This window comes from Mycolicibacterium mageritense (assembly GCF_010727475.1).
Taxonomy (GTDB): Bacteria; Actinomycetota; Actinomycetes; order Mycobacteriales; family Mycobacteriaceae; genus Mycobacterium; species Mycobacterium mageritense.
Window position 1 is genome coordinate 1,769,061 of the sequence record NZ_AP022567.1, and the last position, 17,057, is coordinate 1,786,117.

Below are 17,057 nucleotides of genomic sequence, written 5' to 3' on the forward strand. Positions count from 1 at the left end.
GACGACTGAACCGACTGAGCAGCGGAACCCGACGCTCCTCGAGCGCATGGGCGGCGTGTCCGGGCTGGTGTACGCCAGTGTGCCCACGTTCACCTACGTAATCGTCAACGCGATCGCAGGACTGAACGCGGCGGTTGTGGTCGCCGTCGCAGCCAGTATCGGCCTGATCCTGCTCAGGCGCCTGCGAAAAGAGCCCATTCAACCGGCCGTGTCCGGGCTCCTCGGAGTCGTCGTCGCCGGGCTCATCGCGTACTACACCGGGTCCGCCGAAAGCTACTTTCTGCCGGGAATCTGGCTCAGCCTGGTAATGGCTGCGGCGTTCACCGCGTCGCTCCTGGTGCGCCGCCCGTTGGTCGGTGTGATCTGGAATCTGATGCGCAGCAGCGATCCCGACCCGGCGTGGCGCGCCGACAAGGTCGTGCTGCGCGGGTTCGATCTGGCGACACTGGTTTTCGTCGCCGTGTTCGCCTCACGATTCATTGTCCAGCAGTGGCTTTACGATGCCGGCTCCACCGGATGGTTGGCCGTCGCACGGATCGCAATGGGTTATCCGCTACTCGGCCTAGCGCTTGTGGTGGTGTCCTGGGCCGTCCGCCGCGCGAACCGGCGTCCCGGCGTGCAACTCGCGCCTACACACGAGCCAGCGCCTTCAGACCCGTCTCCGTCGCGACGGGTCTGAGCACCTACTCAGACCTCGCCGGAGCCTCGAATCCGACGCTGGTGTAGGCCTCAGCAGGAATCGCCGCGCGATCCTTGTATATCGACCACGTGCACACTGGCGCCGCCTGTCCACGGATCGGTGGGCTGATCACCCGCAGCGGAAAGCCCAGTCGTTGAATGGGGGCGCGTTGCTGCAGTTGGCAGCAGTGTGCGCAGTACAGGCACACGCCGGTGGTGTTCCACGCCCAGTCGTGGCGCCCGGAAGTGACCGCGAACTGCGGTGCGCCGGAACCGGATTCGTAGGTGCGCCCACCCGAACCGCACGGCGCGAAGGTGATGATCCAGCGGTCACACTCCTCGACGATAGAGAAGGAACCATCGCGACGCGAACCACTGAGGTGGCCGCGGGTCGCCTCGAAGATGTCGAGCAGCAGACGCTCTGTCGACTGACTCCACGTCATGGCGTCTGGGTGATAGATCCGCGCCGACCGCTCGTACATCTCCGACAGCAACGTGTCCCACAGCTCGCCGATGAACGCCTCACCGAATGCACTGGACGCGAGGTCGAACAGCTCGCAGATGGCTTCACACGCCGCATCGTGATGCTCCTGCCAGACCCCCCGCGCCCGGGACAGCAGGCGCAGCGCCGCGTCGGGTTCGGCCGACTGGCAGGCCTGCCCGAACTCGCCGATCAAGCCGAGATATTCGCGCCAGCCGTCGTCGAGTTCCGTCCCACCGGATTGACCACCATCCGCGGACGGCGCACCGCGGGCGGCCAGTACGCGTGGGATCTCGGTCAGCCACGCACCGAACAGGTCGTACGCCTCCTGCGCCTCCTGCACGGTGATGCGCCCGTACTCCTCAGCTGCGGCGAAATCGGCCTCGGAGAGCGCTTCCCGGGCTCGCGCGTAGCTGGACCGCCCCTGCTCCAGCCACTCATCGGCCCTCACCAGATGGCCGAGCAAGTCGCTGTGGACTACGGCGCGGCTCATGTCCGCTCGAAGTAGCGGTGGCGTTCCCAGTCGGTGACCGCCTGCGTGAGAAAGGCTTTCATCTCTCCGCGGCCGACCGTCAACAGATGTGCGTGCACCTCGGCGCCCAGCGACGACTTGGCCGTGTCACTGCCCGCGAACAGATCGATCGCCTCGGTCAGCGACGTCGGTAGTTGGGGCAGATCGGTGCGTGCGTAGCCGTCGCCGTCGATCAATTCAGGGGTCGGGAGGCGACGTTCGATCCCGTCGACACCGGCGGCGATGGCCGCGGCGATGGCGACGTAGGGGTTGACGTCAGCCCCGGGGATTCGATTCTCCACCCGGCGGTGGGAACCCTCGCCGACCACCCGGAACGACAATGTTCGATTGTCGTTACCACAGGCGACTGTGGTCGGGGCGAACGAGTTCGGCTGGAATCGTCTGTACGAGTTGAGGTTCGGCGCGTACAGCAGACACATCTCCCGGGCCGCGTCAACCAGTCCGGCGAGGAAGCCGTCGAACAGTGCGTCGTCACCGAGCGGGGTCGTGCCGTCAGCAGACCACAGGCTGGTATGGATGTGGCACGAGCTCCCGATGCCTGCGGCGTCCCACTTGGCCATGAACGTGGCGGATTTACCCATGCGCGTCGCGATCGCCTTGACCCCGAACTTGTAGATGAAGTGGCGGTCGGCCATCTCCAGGGCCTCGGTGTGGGTCAGGTTGATCTCTTGCTGGCCGAGCCCGTATTCGCACGACAGCGCCTCGATCGGCACGCCGGCCAACTCCATCTGTTCGACCACGGCGTCGATGAACGATTCGTTCGAGATGGCGACGAGCGGGTCGTAGGCCCCCTGGTACCGCGACGCCGGAGACAGCTCCTGGTAACGCGATTGCCAGCCGTCCTCGTAACTCTCCTCGAACAAAAAGAACTCCAGTTCGGAAGCGCACTGGACGGTGGCCCCGTGCTCGGCCAGCCGGGCCAGCTGACGCTTGAGGATCTGCCGCGGCGCGATTTCGAGCAACGCGCCGTCCGCCAGCACGGGGTCGCAGACCACGAACGCGGTATCGGTCATCCACGGCAAGACCCGCAGCGTGCTCAGATCAGGTTTCAGATAGCAGTCCGGGCCGCCGTTGCTGAGGCCACCGACGTGCTCGAGGTCGGGGTTCAGGTTCTGCTCGATGTCGAGCTGCCAGACCATCAGCGGGATGCGGAATGCCGTGTGGTCGCCCACGTGCTCCAAAAAGCGCCGCGCAGGCAGATGCTCACCGAGCGGTCGCCCAATATTGTCGGCTGCGGCCAGGAAAACCTTGGTTATCCGGCCCGCGTCGACGGCCTCCCGCAGCGCCTGCAGCGACCAGATACCTGCAGGATGCGAAACGCCGTTGGCGCTGAGGCCCGCGGGGGTGAGCGGCCGGTTGGCGTGAACTGTCATGGTGTTCTCCAAACTAAAGCGCTATTGGTCTACTTTATATTTCTTTTATGAGATGGGTCAAGCGTTCACGCGGTTGCAGGCGCCCGCGATATCGGCCTGTCATGTCCGCGAAATGGCGATCCGCCGTAACAATTTGGTGGCCAGGATGTAGGTGCTCGGGCTGGCCGGCCATTGTGAGATGACCTTTCCGGCGCGGTTGCTGCCGGCCCGGAAGTAGCTTTCGGTGACCGCCCACACAGTCTTGGCCAGGCGGCTCTGGACCCAGTCGTTGTAGATGTAGAAGGCCGATCGGCGGACCTCTACACGCCGCTTCCCTTCGCGGGCGGCCCGCGCGACCGCAGCTGCGGCGAAGTCGGCCTGCGCCTCGTAGAACGCTACCAGCGGAACGACGTTGGTGTTCGGCCCGAACATGATGAAGAAGTTCGGGAAACCGGGCACCATCATGCCCAGGAAGGCCTCGGCGCCATCCGTCCAGGCGTCGTGCAGATCGGCGCCGTTCTCTCCGATGACCTGGTAGGTACTCAGGTACTTGTGCGCCTGGAACCCGGTGGCCAGCACGATCATGTCAAGTTGGTGCTCCTCGCCGTTGGCATCGATGGCGCCGCGGGCGGACAGCCCCTTCACCGCATGCGGAACCAGCCTGACGGTGGAGCTCTTGAGCGCCTGGTAGTAGGTGTCGCTGATCACGGTCCGACGGCCTTCCATGGGAAAGTCGGGTGTCAGCACGTCGAGCAGATCTGGCCGGTCGGCCATCTCCTGATGCAGATAGGCCAGTGCCGCATTGCGGCGTTTTCCGTTGAGATGCCGGTCTTCCCGGGCATGACGAGCCTGGTGCTGGCGCAGGTCGTATTGCAGCCACAGCCGCAGGCGCCTATACGCATACACCGGCGCAAGCTTGTTGAGCCGGCGCTCGAGCGGAGTGAAATCCCTTGCCTGCTTGGGCAGCATCCAGTTGGGCTCGATCTGGAACACGGTGACCGCGGAGGCCACCTTCTCAGCCTCGGTGACCACCTGAACGGCAGACGAGCCGGTGCCCAAGATCCCGACCGATTTGCCGGCCATGTCCAGACCGTCCCGCCACTCCGAGGTGTGGCAGATCGGGCCGCCGAAGTCGTGGTTCTCCCGGACGAACGCCGGTTTCGCCGGGGTGTTCAGGAACCCGACGGCGCTGATGACGTAGTCGAATCGCCCGTGGTCAACCTGGGATCCAGTCGACACGGTGTAATCCTGCCGTTCGTCGGACCACTGCACATATCGGACCTCCTCGTTGAAGAGCATGTGCGGCACCAGGTTCCACTTGTTCGCCACATAGTGCAGGTAGCCGAGCAACTCGCTCCAGCCGGCGTGGGTACGGGTCCAGTCATACCGCTCGAACGAGAACGAGTAGATGTGGGATTCGAGGTCGACCTCGGCCCCGGGATAGGTGTTGTGCCGCCACGTCCCGCCCAGCCCTCGGGACCGTTCGAAGATGACGAAGTCGTCGATACCACGCTTCTTGAGCGCGACTGCCGCCGCGATCCCGCTGAAACCGGCACCGATGACTGCCACCCGGGGACGGAACTTCCGATTCACATTCATGCAGATCACCTGCCTTCGATAGTTGTTGTCGACTAAAGGATTCCGGACCGCCTTGTCCGATTCATCTGAGCTGGGCCGACCATCCGCCGTCGACGACGAGTTCGGTTGCGGTGATGAATCCCGCGTCGCCCGACAGCAGGAATGCCGTGGCGTTGGCGACATCAACGGGCATTCCCAAACGGCCCAACGGTGTTCGTTGCTCCATGCTTGATCGCCGCTCCGGCGAGCGCTCGTAGAGCGGGGATATCATCGGCGTCAGAACCGCTCCTGGGCACACCGTGTTGCACCGAATCCCCTCGGGCGCAAGCTGTACCGCCATCGACCGCACCAATGACACAACGGCGGCCTTGCTCGCCTGATAGGCATCCAGCGGCGAGTCCATGGTGCGCAGGCCTGCCAGGCTGGCGATGTTGACGATGCTCCTGCCCCGCCCGTTGCGCAGGTGCGGCAACGCAGCGACGGTGAGGCGGCGCAGCGCGTGCAGGTTGACACCCATGGTCATGTGCCATGCCTCTTCGTCATTGCTGTCGAATATCGATCCGTCGCGGTCGAAGAACGCCATGCCCGCGGCATTCACCAGATAATCGAGGCCGGTCTCGCCGAGCGGGGTGAACAGCGGGTCGAAGCCCGAGTCGGCGGCGAGCAAATCCAAACGCACATAGGTCACGTTGGCGGCAGGGGTGTGATCCGTATCCGAAGCGACGTCGGTCGCCACGACCCGAACGCCATCGGCCAACAGCCGAGCCACTATGGCGCTGCCGATGCCACCGTTCGCTCCAGTGACGAGAGCTGTCGGCCTCATGTCGGCGTCCCGAGGTGAGGCCGCAGGGCATGGGCGAGACGGTCCGCGGCGAACTGCATGGCTTCGGTTGCAAGCGGGAAGATCTCGTCGAGCCCAAAGAATCCGTGGATCATTCCCGCGTATTCCCGCGTCGTCGTCGGCACGTCCGCGGCACTTAGGGCCTCCGCGAGCAGCAGGCCTTGCGGCTTGATCGGATCGCACTCGGCGAGAATCACGGTTGCCTCGGGCAGGCCGGCCAGGTCGGCGTTCAGCAGTGTCATCCGCGGATCCGCATGATCCGCCTGGGCGGTGAGGTAATTGGCTTGGTGCCAGAGACATTCGTCGCGTTCCAGCATCACGCCCTGGTAGCGATCGTCGAATCCGATAGTGAGATCGGTCGTCGATGCCGGATACACCAGCAACTGGTGGCGCACGGCGGGGGCCAGCTCGGCATCCCTCGCATGGATTGCGACCGCACAGGCCAAGTTGCCGCCCGCGCTGTCCCCGGCCACAGCGACCCGCTGGGTATCGATGCCGAGGTCCGCGACGGTAGGTGTGTCAAGGGCCCACAGCAGCGCGTCAATCGCGTCGTCGACGGCGACCGGGAATCGGTGTTCGGGCCCGCGCCGATAATCCACCGACAGCACAGCCGAGCCTGCGGCATTGGCCAGCAGTCGCGTTGTGACGTCGTGGGAGTCGATGCTGCCCATCAACCAGCCGCCACCGTGGTAGTACACGGTCAGCGGGAGCTCTCCGGCGGAATCCGGCAGATACACCCGGCCACGGATCCGTGCACCGTCACGCGTCGGGATCGTCACGTCGACGTCGTGTGCAACGGTCGGCTTGGCCAGGCCCGCGAAGGCCGCTTCGAAGTTCTCCCGGGCGATGGCGACGGGCAGCAGGTGAGCATTGGGACGGCCGGACGCGCGAGCGTCGTCGAGCATCTTCTGCGCTGTCGGATCGATGGGCATCGGATGAGTCCTTTCTTTCGGGGCATGGTGTCGGCGTGGTGCGGCAACGATCAGGTGAGCGCCAATCCCCCGTCGACACACAGCTCCGAGCCGGTGAGATAGGCGGCTTGGTCGCTGAGCAGAAAGCCCACCGCGGAAGCGATCTCAGCGGGTTGAGCCCACCTGCCGGCGACCGTTCGGGCCGCCAACTGCGAGGGGAGCGTCGAGGTGTCGCCGTGTTCCGCGGCCATCGGGGTGGCGACGAATCCCGGTGCGACGCTGTTCACCCGGACGCGCGGACCCAACGCCCTGGCCGCGGTGCGGGTCAGCATCGCAAGCGCCGCCTTCGACGCCGCATAGTGCGGATTCGGGTCCGGGTTGGTGAGCGCAATAACCCGGTTCGCCTCCATCGAGGTGATGTTGACGACGGCGGCCGGATCGCTTGCGGCCAGCAGGTCGGTGCTCGCATCGATCACGTTGTAGGCACCGACAAGGTTGACCTCCAGAACCGACCGCCACTGATCGACGCCGACCCCGCGAAACCCGGTGTGCGCCGGAATGCCCGCGCAGTTGACCACATAGCTCAGCCGGCCGTCCGGAAAGGCGCGGTGCAGCGCCGCCCGCACCGCCGCGCGGTCACGCACGTCGACGGCTTCCCGGACCGTCAGTGGGTCCGCACCGGGAGAACGGTCGTCTCGCAGATCCAATGCGAGCGTGCGGATTCCGGCCTGCACGAGCAGGTCGACGGTCGCCGCTCCGATGCCGGACGCGGCCCCCGTCACCACCGCGTTGGTGCCGCCGTACGTCAATGTCGTCGATCGTGCGGTCATGATGCCCCGTATCGGCGCGTGTGTTCGGTCATGGCGTCGGTGAAGCATTCCTGGGGTGCGCGGATCACCCCGGCGCCGATCTGGCCGCCGTCGCGTCCGGCGAGGCCGACGTCCATGACGGGCAGGATGCCGGTGTCGAGGACTTTGCGGGCGTCGATGCCGGTGGGGGTGCCGCGGAATCCGAACAGCGGGATGCGGTAGGTGCTGTTCTCGCCGTGGGTGATGGCATACATCTCGCGGTTGCGTTCGATCATGATCTCCGGGGAACCGCCCTGGTATTCCTGCAGTGACAGTGCGCAGGCTTGGGCGAAGCCGCCGAGTCCGATGGTTTCGGTGATCGGGGATTCCCCGCCCATCCAGGTGATCTCGTCCTCGGTGTGCCCGGCGAACAGTTTGCCCTGGTGGATGGGTGGTGGTCCCTGGAACCAGGTGTCGCCGAGCCCGGCGAGTTTGATGGCAAAACCGCGGCAGGAGAACGCCATGGCCGAGACCAGGGTGGAGCCCGGCTCGACCATCGCATCGGCGCAGGCCTTGGCCGCGGCCATCGACAACCGCAGGAAGAAGTAGTCGTTGTCGGCCAGGTGCAGCAGTGTCTCGCGGACACCGGGCACCCGGGCTTCGACCATGTCCAGGATCGCGGGCAGGATCTCGCGGTTGAACAGGATCGAGGCGGCCGCGTTGCGGCTGTGCACCTCGTCGCCCATGCGCAGGGCGCGCGCGATCAACGGTTTGAGCGCGATGCCGCCGTGGCGGCGGATCGCCTCGCCCACCACCGGGGCCAGCACGGTGTTGACATGCAGCAGCCGCTCGCGCACGCCGTCGTCGTAGCAGCCGTAGTTGAGCCGGCGGGGTTCCTTGCCTTCGTAGAAGTTGCAGAACCCGAGGTTGCCGTGGGTGCGGTTCTCGACGACGAACACCGGCATCGACGCGGTGTAGATCCCGGCCAGCGAGCCCACCGCACTGTAGTCGTGGCAGCCCCCGACCGCGATCTCCCCGGACGCGAAACCCGCGATGGCGTCGTCGCGGGTGCCGGCCAGGCCCTCGAACAGGGCGCCGCCGATGAGGGCTTCGCGTTGCCCGCCGGTGTAGGCCGACCACGGCATCGGCGCCCCCGAGGTCAGCACCAGGTTGTCGCGAAACCCGGGCAGGACCTCGCGCGCCGGTGCCACGTCGATGACCCAGGGGTCGGCCGCGTCGAGGCGGGCGAACGCGGTCGCATTGGCGGCGTCGACGTCGAGTGCGGTGGTGTCGAGGTGGGTGCTCACCAGGCCACCACGCCGCCGTCGACGAGCAGGGTCTGGGCGGTGATGAACGACGCCCGCGGGGACAGCATGAACTCGACGGCCTCGGCGACCTCTTCGGGTTCGCCGATGCGTTTGAGCATGGCGTAGCTCGCGCTGATCTCCTCGCCGCCGGAGACCCGGGCCATCGACGGGCTCATCGGGGCGCGGATCACTCCCGGGGCGATGTTGTTGACCCGGATACCGCGCGGGGCCAGTTCCTCGGCCAGATACCGGGTGTAGGCCGCGATGCCGGCCTTGGTGGCGCCGTACACCGACGCACCCCGGAACCGGCCGAAGTGTCCGGTCAACGACCCGATGTTGACGATCGCGCTGCCCTCGCCCAACAACGGCGCCACCACATCGGTCACCCGCGCCATCCCGGCGATGTTCACCTGGAACATCAACTCCAGCTTCGCCTCATCCAACTCACCGAGAAACGAATCCCTAAGAATCCCAGCACAGTTCACCAACCCGGCCAGCGTCTCACCATCAGCCACCACCGAACCCACCGCACTTTGCACACTCTCCCGATCAGCCACGTCCATGGCGACGACATCCATATGGCCGTCACTGAAATCATTGGCTCGCAAGGCATCAGGAAGGTCCGCGGCGATCGGCCGGTAGCCACTGCCGACCAGTCGTCGACAGATGGCCTGGCCTATTACACCGGCTCCACCGGTGACAATGACCTTGTCTCCCATCGTCATCTCCTCTCGAATCGTGCTGCGGTGCGAATCAGTTTGCGCCCTAAACAGCTAAAGGTCAACTCTTTAACCCTTATCTGCTGCGATTCCGGACGGCTCCAGGCTTTCGACCATGTGGTCCATTGAGTGGTTCAAATGCGGTTTTGCCCGGCCCCGTCGGCTAAAGTCGAGGTAGGAGACAGAAAGCAGGTCTGAAAATGACAAGCTCGGCAGGCATAGAACTGACCCGTGTACGGCAGATTCCTGCCCACGAACTGGTGGTCGAACAGATACGCCGGGCCCTCGAACTCGGCAGGTTCAAGCCGGGCGACAAGCTTCCGACCGAACGGGAACTCTCGGAGATGCTCGACGTCTCCCGCACCGTGTTACGTGCGGCGATGACGATTCTCGACCGCGAAGGCCTGGTGTCGGTGCGCCGCGGGCGCAACGGCGGTGTCACGGCCCTGGCGCCGCGCCGGGACGACGCGGCCGCCCGGCAGGCACTGCGCGAGAACCGCGTCTCGCTGGGCAACGCCTTCGACTACCGCGTCGTCGTCGAATCAGGAGCGGCCAGGCTGGCTGCCCAGCGCCGACGCACTGCCGATGTCACCCAGTTGCGCAAGATGCTGGCCGCGATGGACGCTCACATCGCCCGGGCGCAAGAGGACGACCAGTCACCGCACCTGGTCACCGAGTGGCAGTCACTGGATTCGGCATTTCATCTCAAGATCGCCGAATCCTGCCGCAACGAGTACTTCTTCGATGCTGTCGCCCAAGCGCGCCGCGCGATGTGGTTACCAGTCGGTGCGATCTTTCATCACGTCGAACCGAACGCCAACGACTACCACGATTCGATCGTCGACGCGATCGAGGACCGGGACGAGGACCGCGCGGCCGCGATGATGACCGAACACATCAACTCGACCCGCCACACTCTCGAATCGTGGCTGCGCCGGCGGTAGTCACAGACGCCCGTCGGACTCCGTCGCGAAGGCTGTCGGCTGGTGCCTGGCTTCGGTGATCAGCTCATCCGTACCGTCACCACCGCGTTCGTCGAACACGGTCCTGCCGATGCGCTCGTACATCGTCGGCTTGACAGCGCGCAGGTACCAGGCGAGCGCCATGGAACCGAGCAGCAGTGTCGCCACGATCCATGGAATCGCCCTGAACAGTGGCGATTCGGCGGCAACGCCCGCCGCTGCGGCCATGTTGGTAGCCATCAGATAGATCACGAACATCATCCCGAGGCCACCGACGACCGGGCAGGCCAGGGTGCGCCACCATGTTGCCGTCTCCGGGTGCTGTCGCTTGACATGGAAATACGTGATGACCGCGATCGAGCACATCACCTGGACGACCAGCAGGCACAGCGTGGCCAGGATCGCCACCAGGGTGAACAGGATCAGATAGGGATCCGACCTCGTCGCGATCGTGATGGCCAGCAACAACACCGTGAAGCCCGATTGCACGAGGGAGGCGATCCACGGCGAGCCGTGACGCGGGTGTGCAGCACCGAGCCGGCGCCACAACAGACGATCACGGCCGAATGCGAACAGGTAGCGGCTGGCCGCATTGTGGATGGCCAACGCACACGCGAAGGTGCCACCTAGCACCAGAAGTTCGAAAACCGTTACGGCCCAACTACCAACGTACTCTCGCGCCGGTGCGTACAACAACTCGAACGGACTGTCGCCTGAGGCGAGCGCGATCGATCGCGCCCGCCCGTTGGCGCTGATCACCGCCCACGCAATGAAGGTGTAGAACACACCGATGCCGATCACGGCGATCAACGTGGCCCTCGGCACGACGCGCTTGGGGTCGGTGGACTCCTCACCGTAGATCGCGGAGGCCTCGAATCCCACCCAGGACCAGAACGCCATCAGCAGCCCCAGGCCGACGGATCCGCCCGTCACCCCGTTGGCATGCAGCGCCGCAGTGGGCATCAGCGACCCCCATTCGGGTCCGCCACCCCGCGCCAGCCCGCATACCGCCGTGAGCGTCAGGATGGCGATCTCGGCCACCAGCGCGACGCCAAGTACCTTGGCCGCCAGGGACACATCCTTGTGCGACAGCAATCCGATGGCCGCGACCGCGAAGAACCCGAACCACCACCATGGAATGTCTACCGCCAAAAACCCGGATGCCGCCTGGTGGGCGAATGCCGAGAACACACCGATGACGCCCGCCTCCATGATCATGTAGACGAACATCGACATGACCCCGGCCGCCAGGCCGGGGATGCGCGACCACCCGCGCGAGACGAACGTATAGAACGCGCCGGCAGCCGTGATGTGGCGGGCCAACGCCACGAAGCCAATGCTGAAGATGGTCAGAACCACTGTGGCGATGATGAAGCCCGCCGGGGCCCCCGCTCCGTTGCCGAAACCTACCGCGACCGGGAGGTTGGCCGTCATGGCGGAGATAGGCGCCGAGAAGGCGACCACCATGAACACCACCCCCACCACGCCCACCGCTCCCCGCTTCAAGGTATGGGGATTTCCATGCAGCGAAACCGTTGTCCTAGAACTTTTCTTGTCTCCGCTCACATCGACCCTCTCTTCATGTATCCATGTTTGGGTTAAAGAGATGCTCATTAGACCATAAAAGTGACGCGATGCACATGACCCCACAGACGCGACCGGCAGCACATCCCCTCGCCGAGCCCCACTCCTTAAAGTGCTATTGACTAGTCCTTTAATGGTTATCTATCGTGAAACATGTATCCGCGCTTCGCATCCGCGACGAGCGTCTGGCTGCCGCAAGGAAGGAACCGGAGTGATCGATTCTCCTCAGCCCGCCGTAGCAGTCACGATGGACTTCGAGGTGTTCCAGCACTACCACCATTGGCGGGCCATGCTGGGCGGAATCGTCGCCGCAGGCGCCACCCCGCTGACCATCGACTGCCGACAACCGCGAACCGACCTCGAGCAGCTCATCGGGATGGTCGACGGGTTGATCTTGCTCGGCGGCGCCGACGTCAATCCCGAACTGTACGGGGGCCCCAGTGCCGATCCGCTGATCTCACCCGGGCCGCGCGCATTGGACGACAACGAAGTCTCCGCGCTTGAGATCGCGCTGCGGCGGGGCATGCCGATACTGGGCGTGTGCCGCGGAGCGCAGCTTGCCAACGTCGCCCTCGGTGGGACACTGTTCGCCGACCTGGCCCGCGACCGCCCGGGCTCGGCGGTACACCGCACCACCGCAGCCGACCTCGACGGCGCCACGCATACCGTAGACGTCCGGCCCGACACCTTGTTGGCGTCCTGGATCGGCACGGCAGGCCGCATCCCGGTCAATAGCTATCACCATCAGGGCTTCGACACCCTCGCCCCGAGTGTCCGTGCGTCGGCGACAGCCGAGGACGGCCTCGTCGAGGCGTTCGAGATCGCCACCGCCCAACTGGTCGCGGTCCAGTGGCATCCTGAGATCCTCTGGCCCACCGATGAATACTCCGCCGGGCTGATGCGTGGTTTCGTCAGCAGCTGCGCTGACCGATCGCCCGCCGCGGGCGCACGCTGTTGATCCCGCGCAGAAAGGAACAACAATCATGACCGGACTCGATGTCGCTCTGAGCCCCCTGCGGTTCCTCGACCGCTCCGCTTCGGTGTTCCCCGACAAGGTCGCCGCGATCGACGGCGACCGACACGTCACCTACGCCGACCTTGCGGCACACGCGACCCGATTGGCGCACGCGGTGCGGGCTACCGGTGTGCAGCCAGGCGAACGGGTCGCCTACCTCGCCACCAACTCCGTCGAGATGCTCACCGCGCACTTCGCAATCCCCTTGGCCGGCGGTATCCTCGTTGCGATCAATACCCGCCTGGCACCACCGGAAATCCAGTACATCTGCGACCATTCCGGAGCCAAGATGCTCATCGCGGACGGCGCTCAACTACAACGAATCCACATGCACAAGAACGATTTCCAAAGTGTGAACGAAATCGTCGAACTGCCCGGCGCCGACGGCTCCGATACCGGCTGCTGGGCTGCCACACCGTACTCAGAGCTGCTCGACCGAGGCGCCGACGAGCCACTGCCCTGGCAGGTGACCGATGAAACCGCCACCATCGCCATCAACTACACGTCCGGAACGACCGGACGCCCCAAAGGGGTGATGTACACCCACCGCGGCGCCTACCTGAACGCACTCAACCAGGTCGTGCACAACGGCTTCACTGCGGACACCCACTATCTGTGGACGCTGCCGATGTTCCACTGCAACGGATGGTGCCACCCCTGGGCCGTCACGGCGTCGGCCGGAACCCACGTGAGTCTACGAGCGGTGCGTGCCGATGCGATGTGGCAGGCAATCGACAAGCATGGCGTCACCCACCTCAGCGGAGCGCCGATCGTGCTGAGCACGTTGACCAACGCATCCGAAGCACATCAATTGAACCGCGGACTCACCATCACCACGGCCGGGGCCCCGCCAAGCCCGGCCATCATCGAAGCCGTACGTGCCCTCGGCGCGACGGTGAAGCACGTCTATGGGCTCACCGAAACCTACGGCCCCTACACGATCTGCGAGATGCAATCCGACTGGGCGCAGTTGGGTTCGGCCGAGCTATCCGCGCGGCTGGCCCGCCAAGGCGTCGGCATGCTCTGTTCCGAGGATGTACGCGTAGTGCGCCCGACGTCCACCCCCGGAGAGCCGTTGGTCGACGTGTGCGCTGACGGAACCGAGATGGGCGAGATCGTCATGCGCGGCAACATCGTCATGAAGGGCTACTACTTGGAGCCTGAACTCACCGAGAAGGCCTTTGCTGGAGGTTGGTTCCATTCCGGTGACCTCGGTGTCCGACACCCCGACGGTTACGTCCAACTGTTCGACCGCGCAAAGGATGTCATCATTTCCGGCGGCGAAAACATCTCTTCGGTCGAGGTCGAGCAGGCATTGATGTCCCACCCCGCGGTGCTCGACGTCGCCGTCGTCGGTGTACCAGACCCGACGTGGGGCGAGCGACCCAAGGCGTTCGTCGTCACCGTTCCGCCCACCGAGGTCACCCCCACCGAACTGATCGAACACGTCAAGCGCCGGTTGGCCGCCTACAAGGCACCCCGCGAGATCCAGATCGTCGACGAGATCCCGAAGACCTCGACGGGCAAGACGCTCAAGACCGCACTGCGCGCCAACGAATGGGGCGAAGTCACCGCCAAGATCCGCGGCTAACCCGAACATCACTCCGAGAGAAGGACTCGCCATGACTCATACACAAAACCGCCGAATGTTGCTGACCAGCCGGCCGGTGTGGACCCTGAAGCAATCCGATTTCACCGTCGACACCACACCGGTGCCCGAACCCGGGCCATGCGAGGTCATCGTCAAAGTGCTGTGGTTGGCCTTCGACCCCGCCCAGCGCGGATGGATGAACGACGGGCCCTCGTACGCTCCTCCCGTCGCACTCGGCGACGTCATGCGCGCACACGCGGTCGGCGAGGTCGTCGAAAGCGCCGACGCCGAATTCCCGGTCGGCACACTGGTGCACGGAAACTTTGGCTGGCAGGACTACGCGGTGTGCGCCACCGCGGCAGGCACTATCGGAACCCTCGAGCACGTGAGCGGCAACACGGGCACGTTGCCCAGGGCACACAAAGTTCCCGAGGGCATCGCGCCGACGGCGGCGCTCGGCGTGCTGGGAACCACCGGCCTCACCGCCTACTTCGGAATGGTCGAGATCGGCCACGTCCGACCCGGCGATGTCGTACTCGTGTCCGGTGCAGCCGGCGCGACCGGATCGGTGGCGGGCCAGATCGCGCGGCTGGGCGGCGCCCACACCATCGGACTTGCCGGTGGACCCGACAAGGCCCGATGGCTCACCGAGACTGCGAGGTTCGATGCCGCGATCGACTACAAGGTCGAGGATGTCGTCGACCGCATCGCCGAGCTGGCCCCCCACGGTGTGAACCTGTTCTACGACAACGTCGCCGGCAAGATCCTGGAGGCCGGCATCCGAAACATCGCCCAGCGGGGCCGAGTCGTGTTGTGCGGCGGCATCTCCAGCGGCTATTCCGACGAGGCTACCGCGTACGGCCCGACAAACCTGTCGACCATCACAGTCCGCAGCGCCAGCATGGCGGGGTTCATCGTGACCGACTTCCTGGACCGTTTCGACGAGGCTGCGCACAGACTTGCCGAGTGGATCCGCAACGGCGACATCGTCTGGGCCGAAGATATCCAGAAGGGAACAGTCGACGACGCCGTCGACACCCTCAACCGCCTGTTCGCCGGTAAGAACTTCGGCAAGCAGCTCCTGCAGATCGCTGAGCCCACTGGCGGAAATTCCTGACACCGACACGCAGCCGCCTCCATCTCCGGTTCATCCTGCGGTGATGGCGCGGGCTACTCGCGCTTCTGCGCCGAGGATGCAGAGTCGACGCAAAAGGACGGGCACCCGATGTGGGTACCCGTCCTTTCAGTTGTGGGTCAGCGGCCGTTGCCGAACACCGGTGTGACGCTGCCGACGGTGGCCTGGTGCTGGATGTCATGCACCCACTGGTTGTGGGTGACGTCGGCCTGGGCCGGGGCAGCCAGCCCGAAAACGGCGGCGGCGAAACCTGCGGCGATGGCGCTGGCAAATCCAAACTTCTTCATGTCGAAGCCCTTCTGTTTCGGAGTTCGAGCCGTGGCGGCGAGGTCGCGGTTCGGATGTTTGTCCACCGGTTCGGGGGTTTCCTACCCGGTCTGACTGCCACAACACGCTGCTCAACGCACTTAATTCCGCTGGCAGAAATTGACCGCCCGATGGCAGCAATCAACCGCCTGAACGCCGCCGGCTGTGACCGCGAACACGCGCCACACACATACACCGGCAAATAGCTCGGCATTCATCCTGCGCAACGCCGCGCTGCTGCTCGTCGTGCTACACCCGCAACCGATCGACGCAACGTCATGAGCCGCCGACAGGGCTCTCCCGGCTGGAAGGTCGACGCGGTGCATGCTGGGATGTGCCGGCCACAACGAGAATGATGGGAGCGTCTATGCTGCGCCGCTATGTCACGGCCGATGTATTCGCCGACCGGCCCTTCGGCGGAAACCCCGTGGCCGTGGTGCTGGATGCCGACGGTCTGACCGACCCACAGATGCAGGCTTTGGCGGCCGAGTTCAACTACATCGAGACGACATTCGTCCTGCCTGCACGCAAACCGGACCACACCGCCCATGTCCGCATCTTCACTCCCGACCGTGAAGTGCCGTTCGCCGGTCATCCCAACATCGGCACGGCGTTCCTGTTGGCACGCCACCGAATTGCCGAGGGTGGTTCGGCACCGCGACGGTTCCAGTTCGAGGAAGCAGCAGGCCTCGTCGAGATTGAGCTGATGGTCGAAAACGACGAGGTCGTCGGCGCCGAGCTTCTCGCTCCCGAGGCTTTGTCGCGCGCAACGATCGTTGCACCCGATGCCGCGGCCGCGTGTATCGGCCTTGACGGTCAAGACGTCCGCACGGTCATCCATGGTCCGCAGGTCATCTCGGTGGGTCTGCCGTTTCTCACTGTCGAGCTGCATTCCCGGGACGCTTTGCGCCGCGCTCGTCCGGACCGACGAGCTTACGATGACCTGTTCCCCCTGGACGGCGCGAAGGCGGTGTACCTCTACACACGCGACGACGCAACTCGCAGTGCCACAACGGATATGGACTTGTCGGCGCGGATGTTCACATTCCGTTTGGTGGAGGATCCGGCCACCGGCAGCGCGGCAGCAGCCCTCGCAGCGCTGTTGTCAGACGTTCAGGGCACCGACGTTGCGCTGCGGATTCGGCAGGGCGAAGACATGGGCCGGCCGTCCACGGTGGTTTCGCGAAGTGTGCGAGACGGCAGCGCCGTCCGGGCAAAGATCCGGGGCCGCTGCGCCGAGATGTTCACCGGGACATTCGACTTGGATTGAACGGCAA

16 protein-coding genes are annotated in these 17,057 nt (G+C 65.0%); 6 read left to right on the plus strand and 10 right to left on the minus strand.

Annotated elements, in window-relative coordinates:
• The first annotated feature begins 46 nt into the window (after positions 1-46).
• A complete protein-coding gene (locus tag G6N67_RS08595; RefSeq protein WP_081812532.1) occupies positions 47-679 on the plus strand; it encodes a DUF3159 domain-containing protein in 633 nt (210 codons plus the stop codon).
• A gap of 4 nt (positions 680-683) precedes the next feature.
• Here G6N67_RS08595 and G6N67_RS08600 read toward each other — a convergent pair whose 3' ends face one another.
• The 8 genes from G6N67_RS08600 to G6N67_RS08635 all read right to left on the minus strand — a co-directional run bounded on the left by G6N67_RS08600 (position 684) and on the right by G6N67_RS08635 (position 9,187).
• A complete protein-coding gene (locus G6N67_RS08600) occupies positions 684-1,652 on the minus strand; it encodes a hypothetical protein (protein WP_051578725.1) in 969 nt (322 codons plus the stop codon).
• Positions 1,649-3,064 (minus strand): glutamine synthetase family protein, encoded by a 1,416-nt coding sequence (locus G6N67_RS08605; protein WP_051578724.1) that lies wholly within the window; start codon positions 3,062-3,064, stop codon positions 1,649-1,651. The genes G6N67_RS08600 and G6N67_RS08605 overlap by 4 nt, the downstream gene beginning before the upstream one ends.
• A gap of 99 nt (positions 3,065-3,163) precedes the next feature.
• Positions 3,164-4,642, minus strand: coding sequence for a flavin-containing monooxygenase (locus G6N67_RS08610; protein WP_036432915.1), 1,479 nt, complete (start codon positions 4,640-4,642; stop codon positions 3,164-3,166).
• A gap of 61 nt (positions 4,643-4,703) precedes the next feature.
• The gene (locus G6N67_RS08615) at positions 4,704-5,444 is read right to left on the minus strand and encodes an SDR family NAD(P)-dependent oxidoreductase (protein ID WP_036432913.1); all 741 of its coding nucleotides are present in this window, start codon (positions 5,442-5,444) and stop codon (positions 4,704-4,706) included.
• A complete protein-coding gene (locus tag G6N67_RS08620) occupies positions 5,441-6,394 on the minus strand; it encodes an alpha/beta hydrolase (protein ID WP_036432911.1) in 954 nt (317 codons plus the stop codon). The genes G6N67_RS08615 and G6N67_RS08620 overlap by 4 nt, the downstream gene beginning before the upstream one ends.
• Positions 6,395-6,444: 50 nt before the next feature.
• Entirely contained in the window at positions 6,445-7,203 is a 759-nt protein-coding gene (locus tag G6N67_RS08625; protein WP_036432907.1) for an SDR family NAD(P)-dependent oxidoreductase, read from the minus strand.
• A complete protein-coding gene (locus G6N67_RS08630) occupies positions 7,200-8,468 on the minus strand; it encodes a YlbE family protein (protein WP_235684113.1) in 1,269 nt (422 codons plus the stop codon). The genes G6N67_RS08625 and G6N67_RS08630 overlap by 4 nt, the downstream gene beginning before the upstream one ends.
• On the minus strand, positions 8,465-9,187 hold the full coding sequence (locus tag G6N67_RS08635) for an SDR family NAD(P)-dependent oxidoreductase (RefSeq protein WP_036435584.1): 723 nt from the start codon (positions 9,185-9,187) through the stop codon (positions 8,465-8,467). Before G6N67_RS08635 ends, G6N67_RS08630 begins: the two co-directional genes overlap by 4 nt.
• A gap of 200 nt (positions 9,188-9,387) precedes the next feature.
• Here G6N67_RS08635 and G6N67_RS08640 point away from each other — a divergent pair, with 200 nt between their 5' ends.
• A complete protein-coding gene (locus G6N67_RS08640; protein ID WP_036432900.1) occupies positions 9,388-10,131 on the plus strand; it encodes a FadR/GntR family transcriptional regulator in 744 nt (247 codons plus the stop codon).
• Here the strand turns inward: G6N67_RS08640 and G6N67_RS08645 are convergent, their stop codons facing one another.
• The gene (locus tag G6N67_RS08645) at positions 10,132-11,655 is read right to left on the minus strand and encodes an APC family permease (RefSeq protein WP_235684114.1); all 1,524 of its coding nucleotides are present in this window, start codon (positions 11,653-11,655) and stop codon (positions 10,132-10,134) included.
• A gap of 289 nt (positions 11,656-11,944) precedes the next feature.
• Here G6N67_RS08645 and G6N67_RS08650 point away from each other — a divergent pair, with 289 nt between their 5' ends.
• The 3 genes from G6N67_RS08650 to G6N67_RS08660 are packed head-to-tail and all read left to right on the plus strand — an operon-like array spanning position 11,945 to position 15,456.
• Entirely contained in the window at positions 11,945-12,691 is a 747-nt protein-coding gene (locus G6N67_RS08650; RefSeq protein ID WP_163642149.1) for a gamma-glutamyl-gamma-aminobutyrate hydrolase family protein, read from the plus strand.
• A gap of 25 nt (positions 12,692-12,716) precedes the next feature.
• Complete coding sequence (locus G6N67_RS08655) at positions 12,717-14,339, plus strand: AMP-binding protein (protein ID WP_036432898.1); 1,623 nt, start codon at positions 12,717-12,719, stop codon at positions 14,337-14,339.
• Between the two features lie 31 nt (positions 14,340-14,370).
• A complete protein-coding gene (locus G6N67_RS08660) occupies positions 14,371-15,456 on the plus strand; it encodes an NADP-dependent oxidoreductase (RefSeq protein ID WP_036432896.1) in 1,086 nt (361 codons plus the stop codon).
• 137 nt (positions 15,457-15,593) lie between these two features.
• Here G6N67_RS08660 and G6N67_RS38770 read toward each other — a convergent pair whose 3' ends face one another.
• The gene (locus G6N67_RS38770) at positions 15,594-15,761 is read right to left on the minus strand and encodes a hypothetical protein (RefSeq protein ID WP_110798527.1); all 168 of its coding nucleotides are present in this window, start codon (positions 15,759-15,761) and stop codon (positions 15,594-15,596) included.
• Positions 15,762-16,147: 386 nt separating this feature from the next.
• Between G6N67_RS38770 and G6N67_RS08665 the strand changes: the two genes are divergently transcribed.
• Positions 16,148-17,050, plus strand: a complete 903-nt coding sequence (locus G6N67_RS08665) for a PhzF family protein (RefSeq protein ID WP_036432892.1) — start codon at positions 16,148-16,150, stop codon at positions 17,048-17,050.
• Positions 17,051-17,057: the final 7 nt, after the last annotated feature.

Coding starts and splice junctions, on each gene's coding strand:
- G6N67_RS08635 (WP_036435584.1), bottom strand. CDS start 9,187: ATGGGAGACAAGGTCATTGTCACCGGTGGAGCCGGTGTAATAGGCCAG.
- G6N67_RS08665 (WP_036432892.1), top strand. CDS start 16,148: ATGCTGCGCCGCTATGTCACGGCCGATGTATTCGCCGACCGGCCCTTC.
- G6N67_RS08620 (WP_036432911.1), bottom strand. CDS start 6,394: ATGCCCATCGATCCGACAGCGCAGAAGATGCTCGACGACGCTCGCGCG.
- G6N67_RS08600 (WP_051578725.1), bottom strand. CDS start 1,652: ATGAGCCGCGCCGTAGTCCACAGCGACTTGCTCGGCCATCTGGTGAGG.
- G6N67_RS08655 (WP_036432898.1), top strand. CDS start 12,717: ATGACCGGACTCGATGTCGCTCTGAGCCCCCTGCGGTTCCTCGACCGC.
- G6N67_RS08595 (WP_081812532.1), top strand. CDS start 47: ATGGGCGGCGTGTCCGGGCTGGTGTACGCCAGTGTGCCCACGTTCACC.
- G6N67_RS08640 (WP_036432900.1), top strand. CDS start 9,388: ATGACAAGCTCGGCAGGCATAGAACTGACCCGTGTACGGCAGATTCCT.
- G6N67_RS08615 (WP_036432913.1), bottom strand. CDS start 5,444: ATGAGGCCGACAGCTCTCGTCACTGGAGCGAACGGTGGCATCGGCAGC.
- G6N67_RS38770 (WP_110798527.1), bottom strand. CDS start 15,761: ATGAAGAAGTTTGGATTTGCCAGCGCCATCGCCGCAGGTTTCGCCGCC.
- G6N67_RS08605 (WP_051578724.1), bottom strand. CDS start 3,064: ATGACAGTTCACGCCAACCGGCCGCTCACCCCCGCGGGCCTCAGCGCC.
- G6N67_RS08660 (WP_036432896.1), top strand. CDS start 14,371: ATGACTCATACACAAAACCGCCGAATGTTGCTGACCAGCCGGCCGGTG.
- G6N67_RS08610 (WP_036432915.1), bottom strand. CDS start 4,642: ATGAATGTGAATCGGAAGTTCCGTCCCCGGGTGGCAGTCATCGGTGCC.
- G6N67_RS08625 (WP_036432907.1), bottom strand. CDS start 7,203: ATGACCGCACGATCGACGACATTGACGTACGGCGGCACCAACGCGGTG.